The 19,775-nt window shown below is 73.6% G+C and carries 14 protein-coding genes and 5 pseudogenes; 14 read left to right on the top strand and 5 right to left on the bottom strand.

Annotated elements, in window-relative coordinates:
- Window positions 1–220: 220 nt before the first annotated feature.
- Window positions 221–451, top strand: a pseudogene (locus ACFYOV_RS31360) (isocitrate lyase/phosphoenolpyruvate mutase family protein); the annotation flags it as partial.
- Window positions 452–475: 24 nt separating this feature from the next.
- On the opposite strand, the gene ACFYOV_RS31355 reads toward ACFYOV_RS31360, so the two are convergent.
- Window positions 476–892 carry an SsgA family sporulation/cell division regulator gene (locus ACFYOV_RS31355; RefSeq protein ID WP_389093559.1) on the bottom strand — a complete coding sequence of 139 codons (417 nt, stop codon included), beginning with the start codon at window positions 890–892 and terminating at the stop codon, window positions 476–478.
- Window positions 893–1,138: 246 nt separating this feature from the next.
- Between ACFYOV_RS31355 and ACFYOV_RS31350 the strand changes: the two are divergent.
- The 4 genes and pseudogenes from ACFYOV_RS31350 (at window position 1,139) to mmpA (ending at window position 3,784) form a co-directional block, all read left to right on the top strand.
- Window positions 1,139–2,259 (top strand): annotated as a pseudogene (locus ACFYOV_RS31350) (WD40/YVTN/BNR-like repeat-containing protein).
- A gap of 71 nt (window positions 2,260–2,330) precedes the next feature.
- Entirely contained in the window at window positions 2,331–2,654 is a 324-nt protein-coding gene (locus ACFYOV_RS31345) for a plasmid stabilization protein (protein WP_389093556.1), read from the top strand.
- Window positions 2,655–2,836: 182 nt separating this feature from the next.
- A complete protein-coding gene (locus ACFYOV_RS31340; protein ID WP_389093554.1) occupies window positions 2,837–3,529 on the top strand; it encodes an endonuclease V in 693 nt (230 codons plus the stop codon).
- Window positions 3,530–3,634: 105 nt separating this feature from the next.
- The gene (mmpA, locus tag ACFYOV_RS31335) at window positions 3,635–3,784 is read left to right on the top strand and encodes a morphogenic membrane protein MmpA (RefSeq protein ID WP_389093551.1); all 150 of its coding nucleotides are present in this window, start codon (window positions 3,635–3,637) and stop codon (window positions 3,782–3,784) included.
- A gap of 18 nt (window positions 3,785–3,802) precedes the next feature.
- Here mmpA and ACFYOV_RS31330 read toward each other — a convergent pair whose 3' ends face one another.
- Window positions 3,803–4,981, bottom strand: coding sequence for a saccharopine dehydrogenase family protein (locus ACFYOV_RS31330; protein WP_389093549.1), 1,179 nt, complete (start codon window positions 4,979–4,981; stop codon window positions 3,803–3,805).
- 102 nt (window positions 4,982–5,083) lie between these two features.
- Between ACFYOV_RS31330 and ACFYOV_RS31325 the strand changes: the two are divergent.
- The 4 genes and pseudogenes from ACFYOV_RS31325 (at window position 5,084) to ACFYOV_RS31310 (ending at window position 10,179) form a co-directional block, all read left to right on the top strand.
- Window positions 5,084–5,448 (top strand): annotated as a pseudogene (locus ACFYOV_RS31325) (MmcQ/YjbR family DNA-binding protein).
- Window positions 5,449–5,576: 128 nt separating this feature from the next.
- Window positions 5,577–6,731, top strand: a complete 1,155-nt coding sequence (locus ACFYOV_RS31320; RefSeq protein ID WP_389093548.1) for a CaiB/BaiF CoA transferase family protein — start codon at window positions 5,577–5,579, stop codon at window positions 6,729–6,731.
- An 11-nt stretch (window positions 6,732–6,742) separates the two neighbouring features.
- Window positions 6,743–7,957 (top strand): acetyl-CoA C-acetyltransferase, encoded by a 1,215-nt coding sequence (locus ACFYOV_RS31315; RefSeq protein ID WP_389093546.1) that lies wholly within the window; start codon window positions 6,743–6,745, stop codon window positions 7,955–7,957.
- A 44-nt stretch (window positions 7,958–8,001) separates the two neighbouring features.
- A complete protein-coding gene (locus tag ACFYOV_RS31310; RefSeq protein WP_389093544.1) occupies window positions 8,002–10,179 on the top strand; it encodes a 3-hydroxyacyl-CoA dehydrogenase NAD-binding domain-containing protein in 2,178 nt (725 codons plus the stop codon).
- 29 nt (window positions 10,180–10,208) lie between these two features.
- Here the strand turns inward: ACFYOV_RS31310 and ACFYOV_RS31305 are convergent, their stop codons facing one another.
- Window positions 10,209–10,916, bottom strand: a complete 708-nt coding sequence (locus ACFYOV_RS31305) for a MerR family transcriptional regulator (RefSeq protein ID WP_389093541.1) — start codon at window positions 10,914–10,916, stop codon at window positions 10,209–10,211.
- Between the two features lie 96 nt (window positions 10,917–11,012).
- Here ACFYOV_RS31305 and ACFYOV_RS31300 point away from each other — a divergent pair.
- Window positions 11,013–11,216: pseudogene (locus tag ACFYOV_RS31300) on the top strand (Appr-1-p processing protein); the annotation flags it as partial.
- A gap of 121 nt (window positions 11,217–11,337) precedes the next feature.
- On the opposite strand, the gene ACFYOV_RS31295 reads toward ACFYOV_RS31300, so the two are convergent.
- Entirely contained in the window at window positions 11,338–12,900 is a 1,563-nt protein-coding gene (locus ACFYOV_RS31295; protein WP_389093538.1) for a M1 family metallopeptidase, read from the bottom strand.
- 209 nt (window positions 12,901–13,109) lie between these two features.
- Here ACFYOV_RS31295 and ACFYOV_RS31290 point away from each other — a divergent pair, with 209 nt between their 5' ends.
- Window positions 13,110–15,062 carry a Xaa-Pro dipeptidyl-peptidase gene (locus tag ACFYOV_RS31290; protein ID WP_389093535.1) on the top strand — a complete coding sequence of 651 codons (1,953 nt, stop codon included), beginning with the start codon at window positions 13,110–13,112 and terminating at the stop codon, window positions 15,060–15,062.
- A gap of 329 nt (window positions 15,063–15,391) precedes the next feature.
- Window positions 15,392–15,812: pseudogene (locus ACFYOV_RS31285) on the top strand (BCCT family transporter); the annotation flags it as partial.
- Window positions 15,813–15,878: 66 nt separating this feature from the next.
- On the opposite strand, the gene ACFYOV_RS31280 reads toward ACFYOV_RS31285, so the two are convergent.
- Window positions 15,879–16,838 (bottom strand): FAD-dependent oxidoreductase, encoded by a 960-nt coding sequence (locus ACFYOV_RS31280; RefSeq protein ID WP_389093532.1) that lies wholly within the window; start codon window positions 16,836–16,838, stop codon window positions 15,879–15,881.
- A 66-nt stretch (window positions 16,839–16,904) separates the two neighbouring features.
- Between ACFYOV_RS31280 and ACFYOV_RS31275 the strand changes: the two genes are divergently transcribed.
- Window positions 16,905–17,927 (top strand): oxidoreductase, encoded by a 1,023-nt coding sequence (locus tag ACFYOV_RS31275; RefSeq protein WP_389093531.1) that lies wholly within the window; start codon window positions 16,905–16,907, stop codon window positions 17,925–17,927.
- Window positions 17,928–18,018: 91 nt separating this feature from the next.
- Complete coding sequence (locus ACFYOV_RS31270; RefSeq protein WP_389093528.1) at window positions 18,019–19,659, top strand: ABC-F family ATP-binding cassette domain-containing protein; 1,641 nt, start codon at window positions 18,019–18,021, stop codon at window positions 19,657–19,659.
- The last annotated feature ends 116 nt before the right edge of the window (window positions 19,660–19,775 follow it).

The raw sequence follows: 19,775 nt of genomic DNA, 5'->3' as shown, positions 1-19,775 counted from the left end.
TGCTCCGCCGGTCAATGCACCATCGTCATGTCCGACCGCTCACCGGCGGTTCACCCATGGGCGAACCCGGCTGGCGCAGCTGAGCCGAACTGGATTCGACGTGCGATCGATCCGATGAACACTCCGGCGCCAATCTGCACGGCAGCCGGACCGGAGCCGAGCACGGCATCCCGAGATCTCGTCGTTCGGAACCTGGCGGCCTCGAGCAGGAACCGTGCATGACGGGCCGCTGTGCGTCATGGCCGGTCCCGGCGCCCCGCCGGTCGGCGAACTGGCCGCCCTCGGCGTCGCCCGCGTGAGCGTCGGTTCCGGCATGGCCCAGGCCGCGTACGCCCTGGTCCGCCGCGCCGCACGGGAGCTGCTCGACGCGGGGACCTACGGCGCCCTGGCGGGCGGGCTCGACTACGGTGAGCCCAACTCCCTGATGAGCTGCGGACGTCGGTCCCGCTGAGGGCTTCGCCCCAGGGGGACCGGATCAGCAGGTGTCCCGCATCAGCTCGGCCAGGTCGTGGTCCAGGTCGAGTTGGAGGTGCTCCAGGCCGGCCGGCACCAGTTCCCTCGTGGCCTCGAGGAACCGGCGCACCTCGCCCGAGCGGACGTGGATGACGGCGGTGCCCTCGGGGGCGTGGAACTCCAGCACGGTGCGGTCGTAGCCGTACGGCCGCACCCGTACGTCCCCGTACCCCTCGGGCCCCAGCAGCCCCGCGGCGAGCAGCTCGCGGGCGAAGGTCCAGCAGACCTCGACGCCCTCCAGCGTGGCGGGGGCCGGGAAGGTCATGCACACGGCGAACGGATCGCGGCGGTCGTAGGAGAACATGGCGGGAATGCTCGGCATCCGCGGCGCGGCGGCGACGAGACGGGCCTCGACGGGCTGCTCGATGACGATGGACAACGCCTTGCTCCCTCGTGACGGGCTGGACGGGCTTCCGGGGCGGATCGGGCCGGGTACTGGATGAGACGACGGAATCAGCCAATCCGTGCACACGAGAACCGAGTGACCTCTGTCACCGCCTTCATGCACCCCGGTGACGCGCTTCTCCCCGCCTGCCCCGGACGGCACTTGTGCACCCTCGCGGGACCCGCGGGGCTCACGAGGCCGTCTGGACGGGCCCCGGGCGGTGGACCAGCTTCGCGCGGCATGAGGCGCTCGGGGAACACGCGACGGACGAGAAGGACACATCGCAGGGCGGCCGCGGTGGCCGGGTGCGCGGCGGCGCTGGCCGCCCTGACGGCCGTACCCGCACAGGCGAACGGGCCGGGACGGACGGCGGGGTACCGCACGAGGCGCCGCGCTGGGTGCTGAAGGACAGCGGGGCCCCGCAGGTACGGTTCCGGGGCCTGGCCGCCGTCAGCCGTGACACCGCCTGGCTGGCCGGGACCGCGGGAACCGTCCTGCGCACCACCGACGGCGGACGCAGCTGGCGGGACGTCTCGCCGCCGGACGCGGCCGAGTTGCAGTTCCGGGACGTCGAGGCTTTCGACGCGCGGAGGGCCGTGGTGCTCGCCATCGGCGAGGGCGACGCGTCCCGCGTCTACCGCACCGACGACGGCGGAGCGACCTGGACCGAGTCCTTCCGCAACACCGACGCGCGTGCCTTCTACGACTGCCTCACCTTCTTCGACCACCGCCACGGCCTCGCGATGAGCGACCCGGTGGCCGGCAGGTTCCGCATCCTGTCGACCAGCGACGGCGGCCGATCGTGGACGGTGCTGCCCGACGACGGGATGCCGCCGGCGCTGGAGGGCGAGGCGGGCTTCGCGGCGAGCGGCCAGTGCCTGGTCTCGTCGGGACCGAAGGACGTGTGGCTGGCCACCGGCGGGGCGACACGCGCCCGCGTGCTGCACTCCGCCGACCGCGGCCGGACCTGGACGGCCACCGACTCACCCGTCCCGGCGGGCGACCCGGCGCGCGGGATCTTCGCGCTGGCCTTCCGCGACCGCACCCACGGGCTGGCGGTCGGCGGCGACTACCGCCCCGACCGGTCCTCGCCGGACGCGGGCGCCCGCACCCGGGACGGGGGCCGCACCTGGGGTCCCGCCGCCGCACCCCGGCCCGCCTACCGCTCCGGCGTCGCGTGGCTCCCGCACAGCCGCGCCGCCGCCCTCGCCGTCGGCCCCACCGGCACGGACCTGACGACGGACGCGGGACGCACCTGGCGGACCGTCGACACCGGGTCGTACGACACCGTCGACTGCGCCGCGGACCACGGCTGCTGGGCCGCGGGCGAGAAGGGGAGGGTTGCCCGGCTGGAGCACTGACGCGTGCGGCATGTCCTGTCCGCTGACAACGTGGGTACCCGTTCGCCGAACGCGAGAGGAAGTGAGCGGACATGCCACGCGGTTCCAGCCCGAAGCGGGAGCGTCAGTACGAGCACATCAAGGAGAGCGCGAAGGACCGGGGCGAGAGCACCGGGCGCGCCAAGGAGATCGCCGCGCGGACGGTGAACAAGGAACGCGCCCGCGCGGGCGAGTCGAAGACCGCGAGCCGCACCTCCACCCAGGACATGTCGTCCGGCAAACGGGGCGGCCAGCGGTCCGGCAAGGGCTCCCAGGGGCCCACGTACGACCAGCTGTACGAGGAGGCCAAGCGCCGTGGCGTCGAGGGCCGTTCGAGCATGAACAAGAGCCAGCTCCAGCGGGCCCTGGACAAGTAGGCCACTGCCTCCGGAGAGTGCCCGGCCCCCGGAGAGCGCCCGGCGCCCCCTGGACGACTCCTCCGCACGCCCCCGCGCCGACGGCCACCACCGCCGGCGCGGGGGCGCGTGCGGTGCGCGGCGAGCGGCCCGCGGGCCCGTCCCCCGCGCGGGCCCGTCCACCCCGTAGTCTCGAGGGCACCATGACGACCGCAAGCATCCCGGCCGACTGGCCGGTGAACGAGGAGCAGGCCCGCGCCGTCCAGGACGAGTTGCGCGGGCGGGTGGTGCTCGACGAGCCGGGGCCGGCGCCGGGCGGCGGCCTGGTCGCCGGGGTCGACGTGGCGTACGACGACGAGCGGGACCTGGTGGCCGCCGCGGCGGTCGTCCTGGACGCCGCGAGCCTCGACGTCGTCGCCGAGACCACGGCCGTCGGGCGGATCTCCTTCCCCTACGTGCCCGGCCTGCTCGCCTTCCGCGAGATCCCCACCGTGCTCGCGGCGCTCGACGCCCTGCCGTGTCCGCCCGGCCTGGTCGTGTGCGACGGCTACGGCCTCGCCCATCCCCGCCGCTTCGGCCTGGCCAGCCACCTCGGCGTGCTCACCGGCCTGCCCACCATCGGCGTGGCCAAGAACCCGTTCGCCTTCACCCACGCCGATCCCGGCACTCCGCGCGGCAGTACGGCCCCGCTGCTCGCCGGCACCGACGAGGTGGGCCGCGCCCTGCGCACCCGGGACGCGGTCAAGCCGGTCTTCGTCTCCGTCGGCCACCGCGTGAGCCTGGACAACGCCTGTGCCCACACCCTCGCGCTGACCCCCGCCCACCGCCTCCCGGAAACCACCCGCAGAGCCGACGCCCTGTGCCGCCGCGCCCTGCGTGAGGCGTCCGCCGGCTAGGCACCCGTGCCGCCGGTCCGGGCGGCCCGGACCAGGTACACCCACGCGACGACTGAGTACCTTCACGGATGCCCGGCCGCCGCCCCCGTCGGCAGGCTGGGGCGCATGACACCACACCGTGCGCCCGAGCCCGTCGCCGTCTCCGGCCGGCCCGTCGACCGAGCCGTGATCATCGGGCTGACCCTCGCCGCGGCGGCCGGACTGGGCTGGATCGCCGGGATGATCTACATCCTGGCCACGTGGCCGATGCCCTGACGCGTCCCGGCCCGCCGCTCAGCGTGTCGCCGCGACGCGGAAACGGATGCCCGCCCGCTGGAGCCGCTCGGTCAGCGCGTCGCCCATCGACACCGCGGTCGTGACCTGCCCGGCCGCCGGGGGCAGCTCGTCGGTGGCGAGGCAGAGCGCCGCCTCGGCGAACATCTTCGCCGTCTCGTCGTACCCGGGATCGCCGCCCGAGACCTCCGTGCAGACCCGTCGTCCCCCGCCCTCGCCGACGAACCGGACGCGGAACCAACTCCTGGCGCGCTTCTGGGCGCTCGGCCCGTCGCCGGGCCTCAGCCGGCCCGAGAGCCAGCGCCGCGCGGGCGGCAGCTGGGCCGCCGCGGCGAGCGCGCCCACGGCCGCCGTGCCGCCCACCGCGACCGGCAGATGCCGCACCGCCGCGTAGTGCCGGTAGCGGAAGTCGGGCCCGTACCGGTCCAGTGCCCTGGCCGACCGGATCACGATCTGTGGGTCGATGGTCGGCAGCGGAAGGGCCCAGGCGCCCACCTCGGGGGCGTAGCGCGGCGCTCCCGTCGGTGCCGACGCCCGGCGGCCCACCAGCCGCGGCTCGTGCCGCCGCCGGTCCCGGGCCGCCGCGCGGAGCTGTCGCGGGCGGGCGAACTGACCCAGCGCGGAGGCGAACGTCCCGCCCGAGAAGGCCGCGTCGGCCGTCACGAACGCGTCCACGGTCAGCGGCACCCCCTCCGGCAGCTGCCGGACCGTGAAATAGGCGCCCAGGTCGTGCGGGACCGAGTCGAAACCACAGGCGTGCACCAGCCGTGCCCCGGTCTCGCGCGCCCGTGCGTCGTGGCGCACGTACATCAGGTCTACGAACTCCGGCTCGCCCGTCAGGTCGAGGTAGTCCGTGCCGCCGTCCGCGCAGGCGGCGACGAGCGCCTCGCCGAAGGCCACGTAGGGGCCGACGGTCGTGGCCACCACCCGTGCCTGCCCGGCGAGTGCGCGCAGCGACGCCGGGTCGGACACGTCCGCCCGCAGCACTCCGATGCCCGCGCCGCCGGGCAGCCGCTCCCGCAACCGCTCCAGTTTCCCGGTGCTGCGGCCCGCGATCGCCCAGCGCAGCCCCTCGGGGGCATGGGCCGCGAGGTACTCCGCGGTGAGCGTTCCGACGAAACCGGTCGCTCCGAAGAGCACGATGTCGTACGGACGGTCGGTCCTGTTCAGCCTGCTCATGACACCCCTTGGTCGTGCGCCGCGCCGCTGTCGGTGGCCGAGGCTAGCGTGAGGGATGCGGGGCCCGACGGCGAGCCCCGGCGACGAGCCCGGAGGAAGCGCATGGCCGTACCCAGGAACGCGTTGAGGAAGTGGGAGAAAGTGCGCGAGTTCGCCCTCGCTCTCCCGGGAGCCGCGGAGGAGCATCCCTGGGGCGAGACCGTGGCGAAGGTCAACAGGAAGGTGTTCGTCTTCCTCGGCGTCGACGACGGCAGTCATCCGCTGGGGGTGACGGTGAAGCCCACGCCCACGCGCTGGCCTGCCCCGGCGCCGAACCCGCCGGATACGGACTGGGCCGGTCCGGATGGGTGAGCGTTCCCCTGGAGCCCCGGGGCGCCCCGGCCGCGGAGCTGCTGTGCGACTGGGTGGAGGAGAGCTACCGGGCGATCGCACCGAAGCGCCTGGCGGCGGAACTCGACGGTCACTGAGGCGGACGCGGAAGGCGGCTCGCCGTAGAGTGGCCAAGCGCTTGCTCGCCCCGGGGCTTGTGCCGGGTGGAACGTGTTCTTAGCATCACTGGTGTTACATCGGTTGTGTCACAGACGCTGGGGGCTCGATGACGGACGCGAACGCGCCGGGACGCCGCCCGCCGGGCCCCCTCGCCGGCGTGCGCGTGCTCGAGCTGGCCGGGATCGGCCCCGGCCCGTTCGCCGCCATGCTCCTGGCCGACCTGGGCGCCGACGTCGTACGGGTCGACCGCCCCGGCGGCCCCGGCCTCGGGATCGACCCGGCGCGCGACGTCACCAACCGCAACAAGCGCTCCGTGATCGTCGACCTGAAGGACCCCGAGGGCCCCGCCCGCGTCCTCGACCTCGCCCAACGCGCCGACGTCCTGATCGAGGGCTACCGCCCCGGCGTCGCCGAGCGACTCGGCGTCGGCCCCGGGGACTGCCACGCCCGCAACCCCCGGCTCGTCTACGGCCGGATGACCGGCTGGGGCCAGCGGGGCCCGCTCGCCGACCGTGCCGGACACGACATCGGCTACATCGCCGTCACCGGCGCCCTCGGCATGATCGGCGACCCCGACCGGCCCCCTGCCGTCCCGGCCAACCTCCTGGGCGACTACGCGGGCGGCTCCCTGTACCTCGTCGTCGGCGTCCTCGCCGCCCTGCACCACGCCCGCGCCACCGGCACCGGCCAGGTCGTCGACGCGGCCGTCGTGGACGGCACCGCGCACCTCTCCGCGATGATCCACGGCATGCTCGCGGCGGGCGACTGGCAGGACCGGCGCGGCGCGAACCTCCTCGACGGCGGCTGCCCCTTCTACGGCGCCTACGAGACGGCCGACGGCCGGTACATGGCGGTCGGCGCCCTGGAGGAGCGCTTCTACGAGGAGTTCGTCCGGCTGCTCGGCATCGAGGACCAGACTCCGCCCCGCACCGACGTCACCCGCTGGGACGCCCTGCGCGAGCAGGTCGCCGCCCGCTTCAGGACCCGCACCCGCGACGAGTGGACGGCCGTCTTCGAGGACTCCGACGCCTGCGTGGCCCCCGTCCTGTCGCTGCGCGAGGCCCCGCACCACCCGCACCTCGCCGCCCGCGGCACCTTCACCGACCACGGCGGCATCACCCAGCCCGCACCCGCGCCGCGGTTCTCCGCGACCCCGACCGCCGTCCGCACCGGGCCCGCCCGGCCGGGCACCGGCACCGACGACGTGGCCCGCGACTGGGACGTACCCCGACTGCTGTCCGCGCCCCGAAACCCTCAGTGAAAGGCCTCCCCGTGAGCACCGAAGCGTACGTGTACGACGCGATCCGCACCCCGCGCGGGCGCGGCAAGGCCACCGGCGCCCTGCACGGCACCAAGCCCGTCGACCTGGTCGTCGGCCTCATCCACGAGCTCCGCGACCGCTTCCCGGACCTCGACCCGGCCGCCGTCGACGACATCGTGCTCGGCGTCGTCGGGCCCGTCGGCGACCAGGGCTCGGACATCGCCCGGATCGCCGCCATCGCCGCCGGGCTGCCCGACACGGTCGCCGGCGTGCAGGAGAACCGCTTCTGTGCCTCCGGCCTCGAGGCCGTCAACCTCGCGGCGGCCAAGGTGCGTTCGGGTTGGGAGGACCTGGTGTTCGCGGGCGGCGTGGAGTCGATGTCCCGCGTGCCCATGGCCTCCGACGGCGGTGCCTGGTTCAACGACCCGATGACCAACCTCGCCACCAACTTCGTCCCGCAGGGCATCGGCGCGGACCTGATCGCCACGATCGAGGGCTTCTCCCGCCGGGACGTCGACGAGTACGCGGCCCTGTCCCAGGAGCGCGCCGCCGCCGCATGGAAGGACGGCCGCTTCGAGCGGTCCGTCGTGCCCGTGAAGGACCGCAGCGGCCTCGTCGTCCTCGATCATGACGAGCACCTGCGCCCCGGCACCACCGCCGACTCCCTCGCGGGGCTCAAGCCGTCCTTCGCCGACATCGGCGAGCTCGGCGGCTTCGACGCCGTGGCGCTGCAGAAGTACCACTGGGTCGAGAAGATCGACCACGTCCACCACGCGGGCAACTCCTCCGGCATCGTGGACGGCGCCGCCCTCGTCGCCATCGGCTCCCGGGAGGTCGGCGAGCGGTACGGCCTCACCCCCCGCGCGCGGATCGTCTCCGCCGCCGTGTCCGGTTCCGAGCCGACCATCATGCTCACCGGGCCAGCCCCCGCCACCCGCAAGGCCCTCGCCAAGGCCGGGCTGACCATCGACGACATCGACCTCGTCGAGATCAACGAGGCGTTCGCGGCGGTCGTGCTGCGCTTCGTGAAGGACATGGGCCTGTCGCTGGACAAGGTCAACGTCAACGGCGGCGCCATCGCCCTCGGCCATCCGCTCGGCGCCACCGGCGCGATGATCCTCGGCACCCTCGTCGACGAACTGGAGCGCCAGGACAAGCGCTACGGCCTCGCCACCCTGTGCGTGGGCGGCGGCATGGGCATCGCCACGATCGTCGAGCGCATCTGACCCCCTTCCCAGCGACCCGACGCGACTTCTACGGAGACCCCCTCATGACCGAGAGCACCACCATCCGCTGGGAACAGGACGACACCGGCGTCGTCACCCTCGTCATCGACGACCCCCACCAGTCCGCGAACACCATGAACCGGGCGTTCCGCGACTCCCTCGCCGTGATCACCGACCGGCTGGAGGCCGAGAAGGACTCCCTCCGCGGCGTCATCGTCACCTCCGCCAAGAAGACCTTCTTCGCCGGCGGCGACCTGCGCGACCTCATCAGGGTCACCCCGGAGACCGCCCAGCAGCTCTTCGACGGCGGCATGGCGCTCAAGCGGCAGCTGCGCCGCATCGAGACCCTGGGCAAGCCCGTCGTCGCCGCCCTCAACGGCGCCGCGCTCGGCGGCGGCTACGAACTCGCCCTCGCCTGCCACCACCGCGTCGCCCTCGACGCCCCGGGCTCCAAGATCGGCTGCCCCGAGGTCACCCTCGGACTGCTCCCCGGGGGCGGCGGCGTCGTCCGTACCGTCCGCCTGCTCGGCATCGCCGACGCCCTCCTGAAGGTCCTCCTCCAGGGAACCCAGTACAGTCCCCGGCGCGCCCTGGAGAACGGCCTGGTCGACGAGATCGCCGACACCCGCGAGGAGATGCTCGCCAAGGCCCGCGCCTTCATCGACGCCCACCCCGAAGCGCAGCAGCCCTGGGACCGGCCCGGTTACCGCATCCCCGGCGGCACCCCCGCCAACCCCAAGTTCGCGGCGAACCTCCCCGCCTTCCCGGCCACCCTGCGCAAGCAGACGGGCGGCGCTCCCTACCCGGCGCCGCGCAACATCCTCGCCGCTGCCGTCGAGGGCGCCCAGGTGGACTTCGAGACCGCCCAGGTCATCGAGGCGCGCTACTTCGTGGAACTGGCCGCCGGGCAGACCTCGAAGAACATGATCCAGGCGTTCTTCTTCGACCTCCAGGCCGTCAACTCCGGCGCCAACCGCCCCCGGGGCATCGAGTCCCGCAAGGTCACCAAGGCCGCCGTCCTCGGCGCGGGCATGATGGGGGCCGGTATCGCCTACGCGTGCGCCCGCGCGGGCATCGACGTGGTCCTGAAGGACGTGTCCCTCGAGGCCGCCGTCAAGGGCAAGGGCTACTCCGAGCAGCTGTGCGCCAAGGCCGTCTCCCGGGGTCGTACCACCCAGGACAAGGCCGACGCGCTGCTCGCCCGCATCACGCCCACCGCCGAGGTCGCCGACCTCGCGGGCTGCGACGCGGTCATCGAGGCGGTGTTCGAGGACACCTCGCTCAAGCACAAGGTGTTCCAGGAGATCCAGCACGTCGTCGCCCCCGACGCGCTGCTGTGCTCCAACACCTCCACCCTGCCCATCACCGCCCTCGCCGAGGGCGTCGAGCGCCAGGGGGACTTCATCGGGCTGCACTTCTTCTCGCCGGTCGACAAGATGCCGCTGGTCGAGATCATCAAGGGCGAGCGCACCGGCGAGGAGGCCCTCGCCCGGGCCTTCGACCTGGTCCGGCAGATCAACAAGACGCCGATCGTCGTCAACGACTCGCGCGGCTTCTTCACCTCCCGGGTCATCGGGCACTTCATCAACGAGGGCGTGGCCATGGTCGCCGAGGGCGTCGAGCCCGCCTCCGTCGAGCAGGCCGCCGCCCAGGCGGGCTACCCGGCCAAGGTGCTCTCCCTCATGGACGAGCTGACCCTCACGCTGCCGCGCAAGATCCGCGCGGAGTCGAAGCGGGCGGTCGAGGAGGCGGGCGGCACCTGGACGCCGCACCCCGCCGAGACCGTCATCGACCGCATGGTCGACGAGTTCGGCCGCACCGGCCGTGGCGGCGGCGCCGGCTTCTACGACTACGACGAGAACGGCAAGCGCCTCACGCTGTGGCCCGGCCTGCGCGAGCACTTCACGAAGCCCGGCCACGAGATCCCGTTCCGGGACATGCAGGAGCGCATGCTCTTCGCCGAGGCGCTGGACACCGTCCGCCTCCTCGAGGAGGGCGTGCTCACCTCCGTCGCCGACGCCAACATCGGTTCCGTCCTGGGCATCGGCTTCCCCGGCTGGACCGGCGGCGTGCTCCAGTACATCAACGGCTACGACGGCGCCCTGCCGGGCTTCGTGGCACGCGCGCGTGAACTCGCCGAGCGTTACGGCGAGCGCTTCACGCCCCCGGCGCTGCTGGTGGAGAAGGCCGAGCAGGGGGAGGTCTTCACGGACGCGCGCTGATCCGCCTCAGGGACGACCGGGCGCGGGGCTCATCGATCGGGCCCCTCGCCGTCGAGCCACTCCCGCAGCTCCTCCTTCAGCGACCGCTGGAAGGTGGTGAGCAGCGCCTGCACCACGAGCGGATGCATATGGGCGGACAGGGACTTCACGTCCCGTGCGTCCCGCTCCGCGACCGCGTCGCGCAGCAGCCGCGACAGGTCGTGGGCGGCCGCGCGGGAGTGCTCGACGAGCGTTGCGCGGGCGGCGAGGATCGTCTCCTCGGACAGCGGCACGTCCAGCAGCGCGACACCGAGCCCCAGCAGCCCTGCGTCCACGCGGAAGGAGCCGCCGTCCCGCTCGACGACGTCCATCGCTGCCAGCCGCTCCACCTCCTCGTCGTCCAGCGGCCGCCCGGCCCGCCGCTGGAGCTCCTCCCGCGACACCGTCTCCACCGTGTCCGGCGCCCAGGAGGCGACCACCGCCCGCTGGATGGCGAGATCGCGCACGCTCAGGTCCGGCGGCAGCTGCCCCAGGTACCGCTCGATGGCCGCCAGCGTCATGCCCTGGCGCTGCAACTCCTCGATGAGCGCCAGCCGGGCCAGGTGCTCCCGCCCGTAGTGACCGACCCGCCGGGGACCGATCTCCGGGGGCGGCAGCAGCCCCCTGGTGCCGTAGAAGCGGATCGTCCGCACCGTGACGCCGGCCCGGGCCGCGAGTTCGTCGATCGTGAGGGTCGGCTCCTCGGTCTCGGTCGTCATGTGCAGCAGTATCGCTGTACCACCGGTGCTGTGACACCTCCCACGTCACATCCCACGCCGCTGTGAGCTGTGCCGCGGTGCGACACCTGCCATCGCACGGGCACGGACGGCCAAGGCGTCCCCGTGCGCCACGAGGCGATCGACGCGGCCCTCGCCCGCCTCGCCGCCGACCCCGGCACCTCCGTCTCCATGCCGCGCATGGGGTGCGGCCTCGCCCGCGGCAAGGGCACCCGCGTCGAGCCGTTGATCGTCGAGCAGCCGGTGAAACGGGGCATACCAGTCACGTTGTACGACCACGGGACTGACCGTCCGGGGCGGGCGGGGTCCACGCGCACGCGGCACGTGGGTCCACGCGTCGCGTGCGCGTGGGCCCACGGCGGGCGCCGGGGCGAACAGGCCCAAGGCCGCCGGGGCGCACGCCTCAGTGGCCGTGCCCGTCCTCGCGCCGGTGCCCGGTCTCGTGCACCCCGTTCGTCGCGGCGATCTTCTTCCACGACCTGGGCCGCACCGGAGTGCCGGGAGCCGCCGACGTTCCGGCCGCCGCCGAGGCCCGGGGCGCCGCGCGGGCGACGTCCGCCGCCCGCGCCGCCGCCGTCCCCGGCTTGGACGCCTGGTACAGCCATGTGTCGAACAGCGCCGCCAGCGGCTCGCCGGACACCTCCTCCGCGTACCGCCGGAAGTCCCCGACCGTCGCGTCGCCGTGGGCGTACTTCTGCGGCCAGCCCTTCAGGACGGTGAAGAAGGCCTCGTCCCCGATCGTGTTGCGCAGTGCCTGGAGGGCCAGCGCGCCCCGGTCGTACACGGCGCCGTGGAACTGGTTCTCCGGACCGGGGTCACCGGGCCTCACCGCCCAGAACGGGTCCTCGGCCGGGTGCGAGGCGTACACGTAGTCGGCGAGTTCCTGCGCCGTGCCCTCGCCCTCGTGCTCGGACCACAGCCACTGGGCGTACCGTGCGAAGCCCTCGTTGATCCAGATGTCCTTCCAGCCGGACACCGAGACCAGGTTCCCGTACCACTGGTGCGCCAGCTCGTGGACCACGACGGAGACGTTGGAGCCGTTGGCGAACTGCCGCGGGCTGTAGAACGGCCGGGTCTGGGTCTCCAACGCGTACCCGGTCTTCGTGTTCGGCACGTATCCGCCGAGGGCGTTGTACGGATACGGCCCGAAGTACCCGGTCAGCCAGTCGGCGACCTCACCGGTCCGCTCGACGCTCGCCCGTGCCGCCCCCGCGTGCGCGCCCAGATCCTTGCTGTAGGCGTTCAGGACGGGGATGCCGCTCTCGGTGGTGCCGGTGGTGACATCGAACCGGCCGAGTGCGAGCGTGGCGAGGTACGTCGCCTGCGGCTTGTCCGAGCGCCAGTTCCAGCGGGTCCAGCCGAGCCGTGAACTCGTCGACTGTAGCGTTCCGTTGGAGATGGCCTGGGTGCCGTCCGGCACCTGGACGGACACGTCGTAGGTGGCCTTGTCCCGCGGATGGTCGTTGGACGGGAACCACCACCAGGCCGCCTCCGGCTCGTTCGCCGCGACGCCGCCGTCCGGGGTGCGGTGCCAACTGGTGAAGCCGTACGCCGTCTTCGACGAGGGCACGCCCCGGTAGCGGACCACGACGGTGACGTCCGCGCCCTTGGGCAGCGCCTTCCTCGGGGTGATCTCCAGTTCGTGCTCGCCGGAGGCGGTGAACGACGCCTTCGCGCCGTCGACCCGCACCTCGCTCACGTCCAGCAGGAAGTCCAGGTTGAAGCGCGACAGGTCCTGCGTGGTGCGGGCCAGGAGGGTCGCGGTGCCCTCGAGTTCGTCGGCGGCCGGGCGGTACCTCAGCCTCAGGTCGTAGTGGGAGACGTCGTATCCACCGTTGCCGTAGTCCGGGTAGTAGGGGTCGCCGATGCCCGGCGCGCCGGGGGAGGGGCTCGCGGCCGAGGCCGGGATCGCCAGCAGCATCGCGGCCGAGGCCAGGAATCCCGGCACGGTGATCCTGTGGTGCACGAAGGGCTCCAAGTCGTAGGGGCACGAGGTCCTTTCGGAGCCTATTGGTCCCCCTCGCCTCAGACCTGTCCATGGTCCGCCCTGTCACACGATCGCCATTCGGCCGCCACGAAACGCCGGACCCAGGGGTGGTTCCCGGCCGCACGGGGCATCCATCGTCCGTCATGTGCCCTCTTCTGCACCGCAGTTGACCGATGTACCGTCCGCGCATGCCGAAACGCACGCGCTTCACGACCTGGAGACCGCTCGCGACGGTGGCCACGGCCGCCCTCACGGCCACGCTGCTCAGCCCTGCCGCGGCGGACGCCGCGCCGCGCGAGAGCCTGCCCGTCCACTCCTACGAGGACGCCGTCCGCGAGGCCGTCTGGGTGGACACCGGACTCGACGAGGACCGCGACGGACGTACCGACCGCGTCGCCGTCGACATCGTCCGCCCCCGCGAACCCGCCGCGCAGGGACGGAAGATCCCCGTCATCATGGACGCCAGCCCGTACTACTCCTGCTGCGGGCGCGGCAACGAGAGCCAGCGCAAGACCTACGACGCGAACGGCGACGTCGTGCGCATGCCGCTGTTCTACGACAACTACTTCGTGCCGCGCGGCTACGCCGTCGTCGGCGTCGACCTGGCCGGAACCAACCGGTCCGACGGCTGTGTGGACGTCGGCGGACGCTCCGACATCCGATCCGCGAAAGCAGTCGTCGACTGGCTCAACGGCCGTGCCAGGGCCTACACCACCCGCACCGGAACCGAACGCGCCGAGGCGGACTGGTCCAACGGCCGCACCGGCATGATCGGCAAGAGCTGGGACGGCACCATCGCCAACGGGGTGGCCGCCACCGGAGTCGAGGGCCTGGAGACCATCGTCCCCATCGCCGCCATCTCCTCCTGGTACGACTACTACTTCGCCAAGGGCGCCCCGCTCTACGACTCGGGCCCCGACTGGCTGTCGAACTACGTGGAGACCCCCGACGCCCGAGCCCGGTGCGCCGCCGTCCAGCGCGAGCTCGTCGAGGGCGCCCCGCGCAGCGGGGACCGGACGCAGCTGTGGACCGAGCGCGACTACGTGCGCGCCGCGAAGAGGGTCAGGGCGAGCGTCTTCCTCGTGCACGGCATGCAGGATCTCAATGTGCGCATGCAGCACGTCGGCCCCTGGTGGGACGCCCTCGAGAAGAACGGTGTCCGGCGCAAGATCTGGCTCTCCCAGACCGGGCACGTCGACCCCTTCGACTTCCGCCGAGCGAAGTGGGTGAAGACCCTGCACCGCTGGTTCGACCACGAGCTCCTCGGCCACGACAACGGCATCGACCGCGAGCCCATGGCCGACATCGAGCGCCGGCCGGACCGGTGGGTCACCTCCGCGAGCTGGCCGCCGCGCGGCACGCACGCCGCGATGCTGCGGCCCGCGAAGGGCACCGAGGCCGGCGTGGGCAGCCTGGGCCTCGGCAGGGGCAGGGGCACCGAGACCTTCACCGACGACCCCGGGCTGAGCGAGACCGACTGGGCCGCCCGCGTCGCCACACCGACCCCGGACAAGGCCGGCTTCGTCACCGGACCGCTCACCCGGGACCTGCGGCTGGCCGGCTCCTCCCAGGTCACCGTCGCCGTGACACCCAGCACCCCGACGGCCCATCTCTCCGCCGTCCTGGTGGACCTCGGCCCCGACACCGTCCGCGACTACGGCGACGCCGGCGAGGGCATCACCACCCTCACCGAACGCACCTGCTGGGGTGCGAGCACCGAAGGCGACAGCTCCTGCTTCAAGGAGACGCGCGCCAAGACCACCGACGTCGAACACACCGTGGTCAGCCGTGGCTGGGCCGACCTGGGCAATCACGCCTCCGACCGCACGGGCACGCCGCTCACCCCGGGCCGGCGGTACACGATCACCCTGGACCTCGGGGCCACCGACCACGTGGTCCCCGCCGGCCACCGCCTCGCGCTGATCGTCGCGGGCACCGACCGGGGCCTGATCGACCCTCCGGCCGACACCCCGACGCTCACCCTCGACCTGGCCCGCACCTCCGCGCAGGTCCCGTTCGTGGGCGGAACGGCCGCCTTCGCCCGCGCCACCGCCGGTGCGCACACCGCGGAGCGGCCGACGGTCCTGGACGGAGTGGACCGCCCGGTCCGCATCCACCGCATCCCCGGGGGAGGCCGCTGAGACCCGGACCGGCCGCTGAGACACGGACCGGACCACCACGGCAGGGTGTGCGCAGCACACATGTCCTGCTGAGAAGGTGAGTGTTGCGCCACATGTGGTAGGCGCCTCGTCCGGAGGAGCGTTCCGCTCGACGGCTCGAGGAAAGTAGCCGCCCGTGACGCAGCACCACAACGGCGACAAGGACCGCACGGCAGGCCCGCTCCCGGGTTCGGAAGCGGGCCTGCCCGGCCGTGAGCGGTCCCGGACCGACCGGGTGGTGTTCGGTGTCACGGGCGTGCTCACCCTGGCGTGTTCGTGTTCGTGTTCGTGGCCGGCCCGACCGTCGTCGTGTCCTCGTCGGTATCTCCTTCGTCTCGGGCGCGGACGCGGCCTCCACCGTCATGGGCACCCTCTCGCAGAGGGGCGCGCTCGAACCGGGCCGCCCGGTCGTCGTCTTCTGGGGCATGGTCACCGGTGCCCGTGGCCGCGATCATGCTGCTCGTCGGCAGCGGCCAGGACGACGCGCTGACGGGCCTCCGGAACCTCACCATCCTGGCCGCGGCCCCGTTCGTCGTCGTGATGATCCTCATGTGCGTGGCGCTGATGCGCGACCTGCGCCGCGACCCGCTCATCGTGCGCGGCGAGATGGGCTCCGAGGCCGTCGAACTCGCGGTCATCGAGGGGCACCGGAAGTCCGCCGGCGAGTTCGAACTGCGCATCGGCCCCGGCCGGGGCCCGGACGTGGAGGGCGACCCGATCGGCAAGCACTGACCGTCGGCACCGGCACCGCCTGCCGGGGGTACCCCCGGCAGGCGGTGCGGGCCGGGTACCCCCGGCTCACAGCCCGGCCAGCCCCGCCGCCTCCTCCGCGCAGCCCCAGGCCACCGTGACGCCCGCGCCGCCGTGCCCGTAGTTGTGGACCAGGAGGCGTCCGTCCTCCGACTGCTCGCGTTCCAGACGCACCGTCGGCCGGACGGGGCGCAGTCCCACGCGGTGCTCCAGGACCCGGGCGTGCGCGATCTCCGGGCGCAGGGCCGCGCACCGCCGCACGATCGCCTCGGCGACCGCCGGGTCCGGCTCCAGGGACCAGGCGTCCTCCTCCGCCGTGCCACCCAGCACCAGGCGCCCCGGCTGCGGGAAGAAGTACGCCATCTCACCGTCCGCGCCCGTGGAGACCGTCCAGGTGTCGATCCCCGGGTTCTCCACCACCACCAACTGCCCCCGCACCGGCCGCACCGAGGCATCCGGCACCAGTTCCCGCGCCCCCAGCCCCGTGCAGTTGACCACCACCGGCGCGTCCGCCTCCGCGAGACCGGACACCGTACGCGTCTCGACCACCCCGCCGGCCGCCACCAACCGCTTCCGCAGCCACGGCAGATGGGCCGGCATGTCGAGCAGCGGCAGCCGCGCCCACACCCCCGACCCGGCCGGATACTCCCCGGCCGTCGCCGCCCGCAGCCCGGGCAGTCGCGCCGCGGCCCACGAGCCCACCTCGTCCACCCGGGTCTCGCCCAGTACCCCTTCGGCCATCCGTACGCCGGTGACCCCCGGCCGCGCCGCCAGCTCCTCGTAGACCTCCAGGGAGCGCAGCGCCCAGGCGCGCGCCGACGCGACCGGCTCGATCCGGTACGGCCACCACAACGCCCCCGCCACCGCCGACGTGGTCCGCTCGGCCGGGTCCCGTGTCCACAGCCGCACCCGCGCCCCGCGCTCGGCGAGGACGACCGCCGTCGTCAGCCCGACGATCCCGCCGCCGACCACGACCACACCGCGTTCCTGCCCGGTTCCTGTCTTCACAGGGGGACGTTAACCGAGCATGACACGCCGTGCTCGGATCCGTCCCGCTGCGGGAATACTCACGGCATGTCTGCCGAGTACGCGACCTTCGGCCTGGCACCGGCGATGCGGGCCGGTGGAGTCCTGGCGGACGGTCACTACCAAGTCCACCGGGACTTCGTCGACTTCGTCGTCGACGGGTGCCCCCTGCTGCTGCGCCTGTCGGACCTGGACGCCGTCTCCCCGCTGGCCTCCGACGTCCCGCCCGCCGTCCTCATCGCCCAGGTGCGCAGCCTGCTCCTGGAGGCCGAGCCGCCCCTGCGCTCCGGCCGCCACATCGTCTACGCCTGCCCCGAGTGCGAGGACCTGGGCTGCGGCGCGGTGACCGCCGTGATCGAACGGGACGGCGAGGACTTCGTCTGGCGGGACTTTGCCTGGCAGACCGACGAACACGCCGACCTGGAACTCAACGGCTACCGCGGCGTCGGCCCGTTCCGCTTCCGCGGCGCCGAGTACCGCACGGCCCTGACCGCGCTGCTGGACGAGGGCCCCCCGGCGGTCCGCAACCGCGTCCTGCTGATCGGCCCCCGCGTCGCCCTGCTCGCCAGACTCGCGGCGGCCCTGCGCACCATCGGCGTCGGCGCCGACATCGCCCGGGACGCGGACGGTGTCCCCGCCGACGAACTGCGCTCCTACGGCGCCGTCGTTTTCGGCCGATCCGTCCCCGCACCGGAGCGTGCCGCCGTCCGCCGCGCCTTCGAGGCCGCCGGCACCGACGTGCCCTGCGTCGACGGCCTCGCCCCGATCGTCCCGCTGCTCGTCGCCCAGACCCAACACGCCCTGGACCGCGGCCGGGACGCACAGCGCCGCCTCACCGCCCTGACCGCCACCGACGGCGCCGCGGACATCGAGGTCACCGCCGCCTGCCGGGTCCGCCTCACCGCGTACCGCCTGGACCGCCTGTCCCGCCTCCGCACGCGGGAACTCCTCGACACCGTCCTGGAACCGGGCCGCCACCGCGTGCCGCTGGATGCCGAAGCGGTGCGGGGCGGGTCGTACCTCGTGGCCCGCACCACCGGGACGGTGCTGGTGACGGCCGTGGGGCGCTGAGGCAGGCGGGAAGGGGGGCGTAAAGAGGTGAGAAGGGCGGTGCGCACCGGCGCACGCGCGCCCCGCGGCGGCCGTTAGGATCGGCCCCCTGATGACTGCCACCCTCGTCGCCAAGGCGCTCGCCGCCGGTCACGGCGACCGCTCCCTGTTCAGCGGCCTCGACCTCGTCGTCGCCCCCGGCGACGTGATCGGCCTGGTCGGCGCCAACGGTGCGGGCAAGTCCACGCTGCTGCGCCTGCTCGCCGGTCTCGCCGCACCCGAGCAGGGCGAGCTGCGGCTCTCCCCACCGACCGCGACCGTCGGGCACCTGCCGCAGGAGCCCGAGCGCCGCCCCGGCGAGACGGTACGGGCGTTCCTGGCCCGCCGCACCGGCGTCACCGAGGCCCAGCGGACCATGGACGAGGCGACGCGGGCCCTGGTCGACGGGGCACCGGGCGCCGACGACGCGTACGCGACCAGCCTGGAGCGCTGGCTCGCCCTCGGCGGCGCCGATCTCGACGAGCGCGCCGAGGAGGTCCTCGACGGCCTCGGCCCGGCCGTCGATCCGGACCAGCCGATGACCTCGCTGTCCGGCGGCCAGGCGGCCCGGGCCGGACTCGCCTCCCTGCTGCTGTCCCGCTACGACGTCTTCCTCCTCGACGAGCCCACCAACGACCTGGACCTGGACGGCCTGGAGCGCCTCGAACGCTTCGTGACCGGACTGCGCGCCGGCACCGTGGTGGTCAGCCACGACCGCGAGTTCTTGACCCGCACCGTCACCAAGGTCCTCGAACTCGACGTGGCGCAGCGGCGGATCAACCTCTACGGCGGCGGCTACGCGGCCTACCTGGAGGAGCGCGAGGTGGCCCGCCGGCACGCCCGGGACGAGTACGAGGAGTACGCCGACAAGCGGGCAGCGCTCCAGGACCGGGCCCGGATGCAGCGCGCCTGGACGGACCAGGGCGTGAAGAACGCCCGCCGCAAGGCCGGCAATGACAACGACAAGATCGGCCGCAAGTTCCGCAGCGAGACCAGTGAGAAGCAGGCCGCCAAGGCCCGCCAGACCCAGCGCATGATCGAGCGCCTGGAGGTGGTCGAGGAGCCCCGCAAGGAGTGGGAGCTGCGCATGGAGATCGCGGCGGCCCCGCGCTCCGGGGCCGTGGTGGCCACGCTGCGCGACGCGCAGGTGAGGCACGGTACCTTCGCGCTCGGACCGGTCACCCTCCAGATCGACTGGGCGGACCGGGTCGCCGTCACCGGGGCCAACGGCGCGGGCAAGTCCACCCTGCTGGGCGCCCTGCTCGGCCGCGTCCCGCTGGACGCGGGGCACGCCGCACTGGGCTCGGGCGTCCTGCTCGGCGAGGTGGACCAGGCCCGCGCGCTGTTCCACGGCCCCGAGACCCTGCTCGACGCCTTCCGCGCACCCCTCCCGGACACCGAACCGGCCGAGATCCGCACCCTCCTTGCCAAGTTCGGCCTCAAGGCGGACCACGTCGTGCGCCCCGCGGCCACCCTCTCCCCGGGCGAACGCACCCGCGCCGCCCTCGCCCTCCTCCAGGGCCGGGGCGTCAACCTCCTCGTCCTCGACGAGCCCACCAACCACCTCGACCTGCCCGCCATCGAGCAGCTGGAGTCGGCCCTCGACGCCTACGAGGGCACCCTCCTGCTCGTCACGCACGACCGCCGCATGCTCGACGCGGTCCGCGTCACCCGCCGCCTGGAGGTCGCCGAGGGCAAGGTGACCGAGCGCTGACACGGCGACCGCCGGACCGTCGCACGGTCGGCGGCGCCGGGCGGGACCGGTGGCGTCGGCGCCGCCGGGCCCCTGCGGAACGGCCCGGGCCCGGACCCCGCCAACACGACGGAGAG

It is taken from the genome of Streptomyces sp. NPDC005931, assembly GCF_042871235.1.
Classification (GTDB): Bacteria; Actinomycetota; Actinomycetes; order Streptomycetales; family Streptomycetaceae; genus Streptomyces.
Note: the sequence above shows the minus strand (reverse complement) of the source record. Positions and strands in the feature narration are given on the sequence as shown.

Bases quoted from the DNA above. Each gene is read 5' to 3' on its own strand.
- ACFYOV_RS31275 (WP_389093531.1), top strand. From the start codon at position 16,905: ATGTCTGCCGAGTACGCGACCTTCGGCCTGGCACCGGCGATGCGGGCC.
- ACFYOV_RS31330 (WP_389093549.1), bottom strand. From the start codon at position 4,981: ATGAGCAGGCTGAACAGGACCGACCGTCCGTACGACATCGTGCTCTTC.
- ACFYOV_RS31340 (WP_389093554.1), top strand. From the start codon at position 2,837: ATGACGACCGCAAGCATCCCGGCCGACTGGCCGGTGAACGAGGAGCAG.
- ACFYOV_RS31320 (WP_389093548.1), top strand. From the start codon at position 5,577: ATGACGGACGCGAACGCGCCGGGACGCCGCCCGCCGGGCCCCCTCGCC.
- ACFYOV_RS31345 (WP_389093556.1), top strand. From the start codon at position 2,331: ATGCCACGCGGTTCCAGCCCGAAGCGGGAGCGTCAGTACGAGCACATC.
- mmpA (WP_389093551.1), top strand. From the start codon at position 3,635: ATGACACCACACCGTGCGCCCGAGCCCGTCGCCGTCTCCGGCCGGCCC.
- ACFYOV_RS31270 (WP_389093528.1), top strand. From the start codon at position 18,019: ATGACTGCCACCCTCGTCGCCAAGGCGCTCGCCGCCGGTCACGGCGAC.
- ACFYOV_RS31290 (WP_389093535.1), top strand. From the start codon at position 13,110: ATGCCGAAACGCACGCGCTTCACGACCTGGAGACCGCTCGCGACGGTG.
- ACFYOV_RS31310 (WP_389093544.1), top strand. From the start codon at position 8,002: ATGACCGAGAGCACCACCATCCGCTGGGAACAGGACGACACCGGCGTC.
- ACFYOV_RS31305 (WP_389093541.1), bottom strand. From the start codon at position 10,916: ATGACGACCGAGACCGAGGAGCCGACCCTCACGATCGACGAACTCGCG.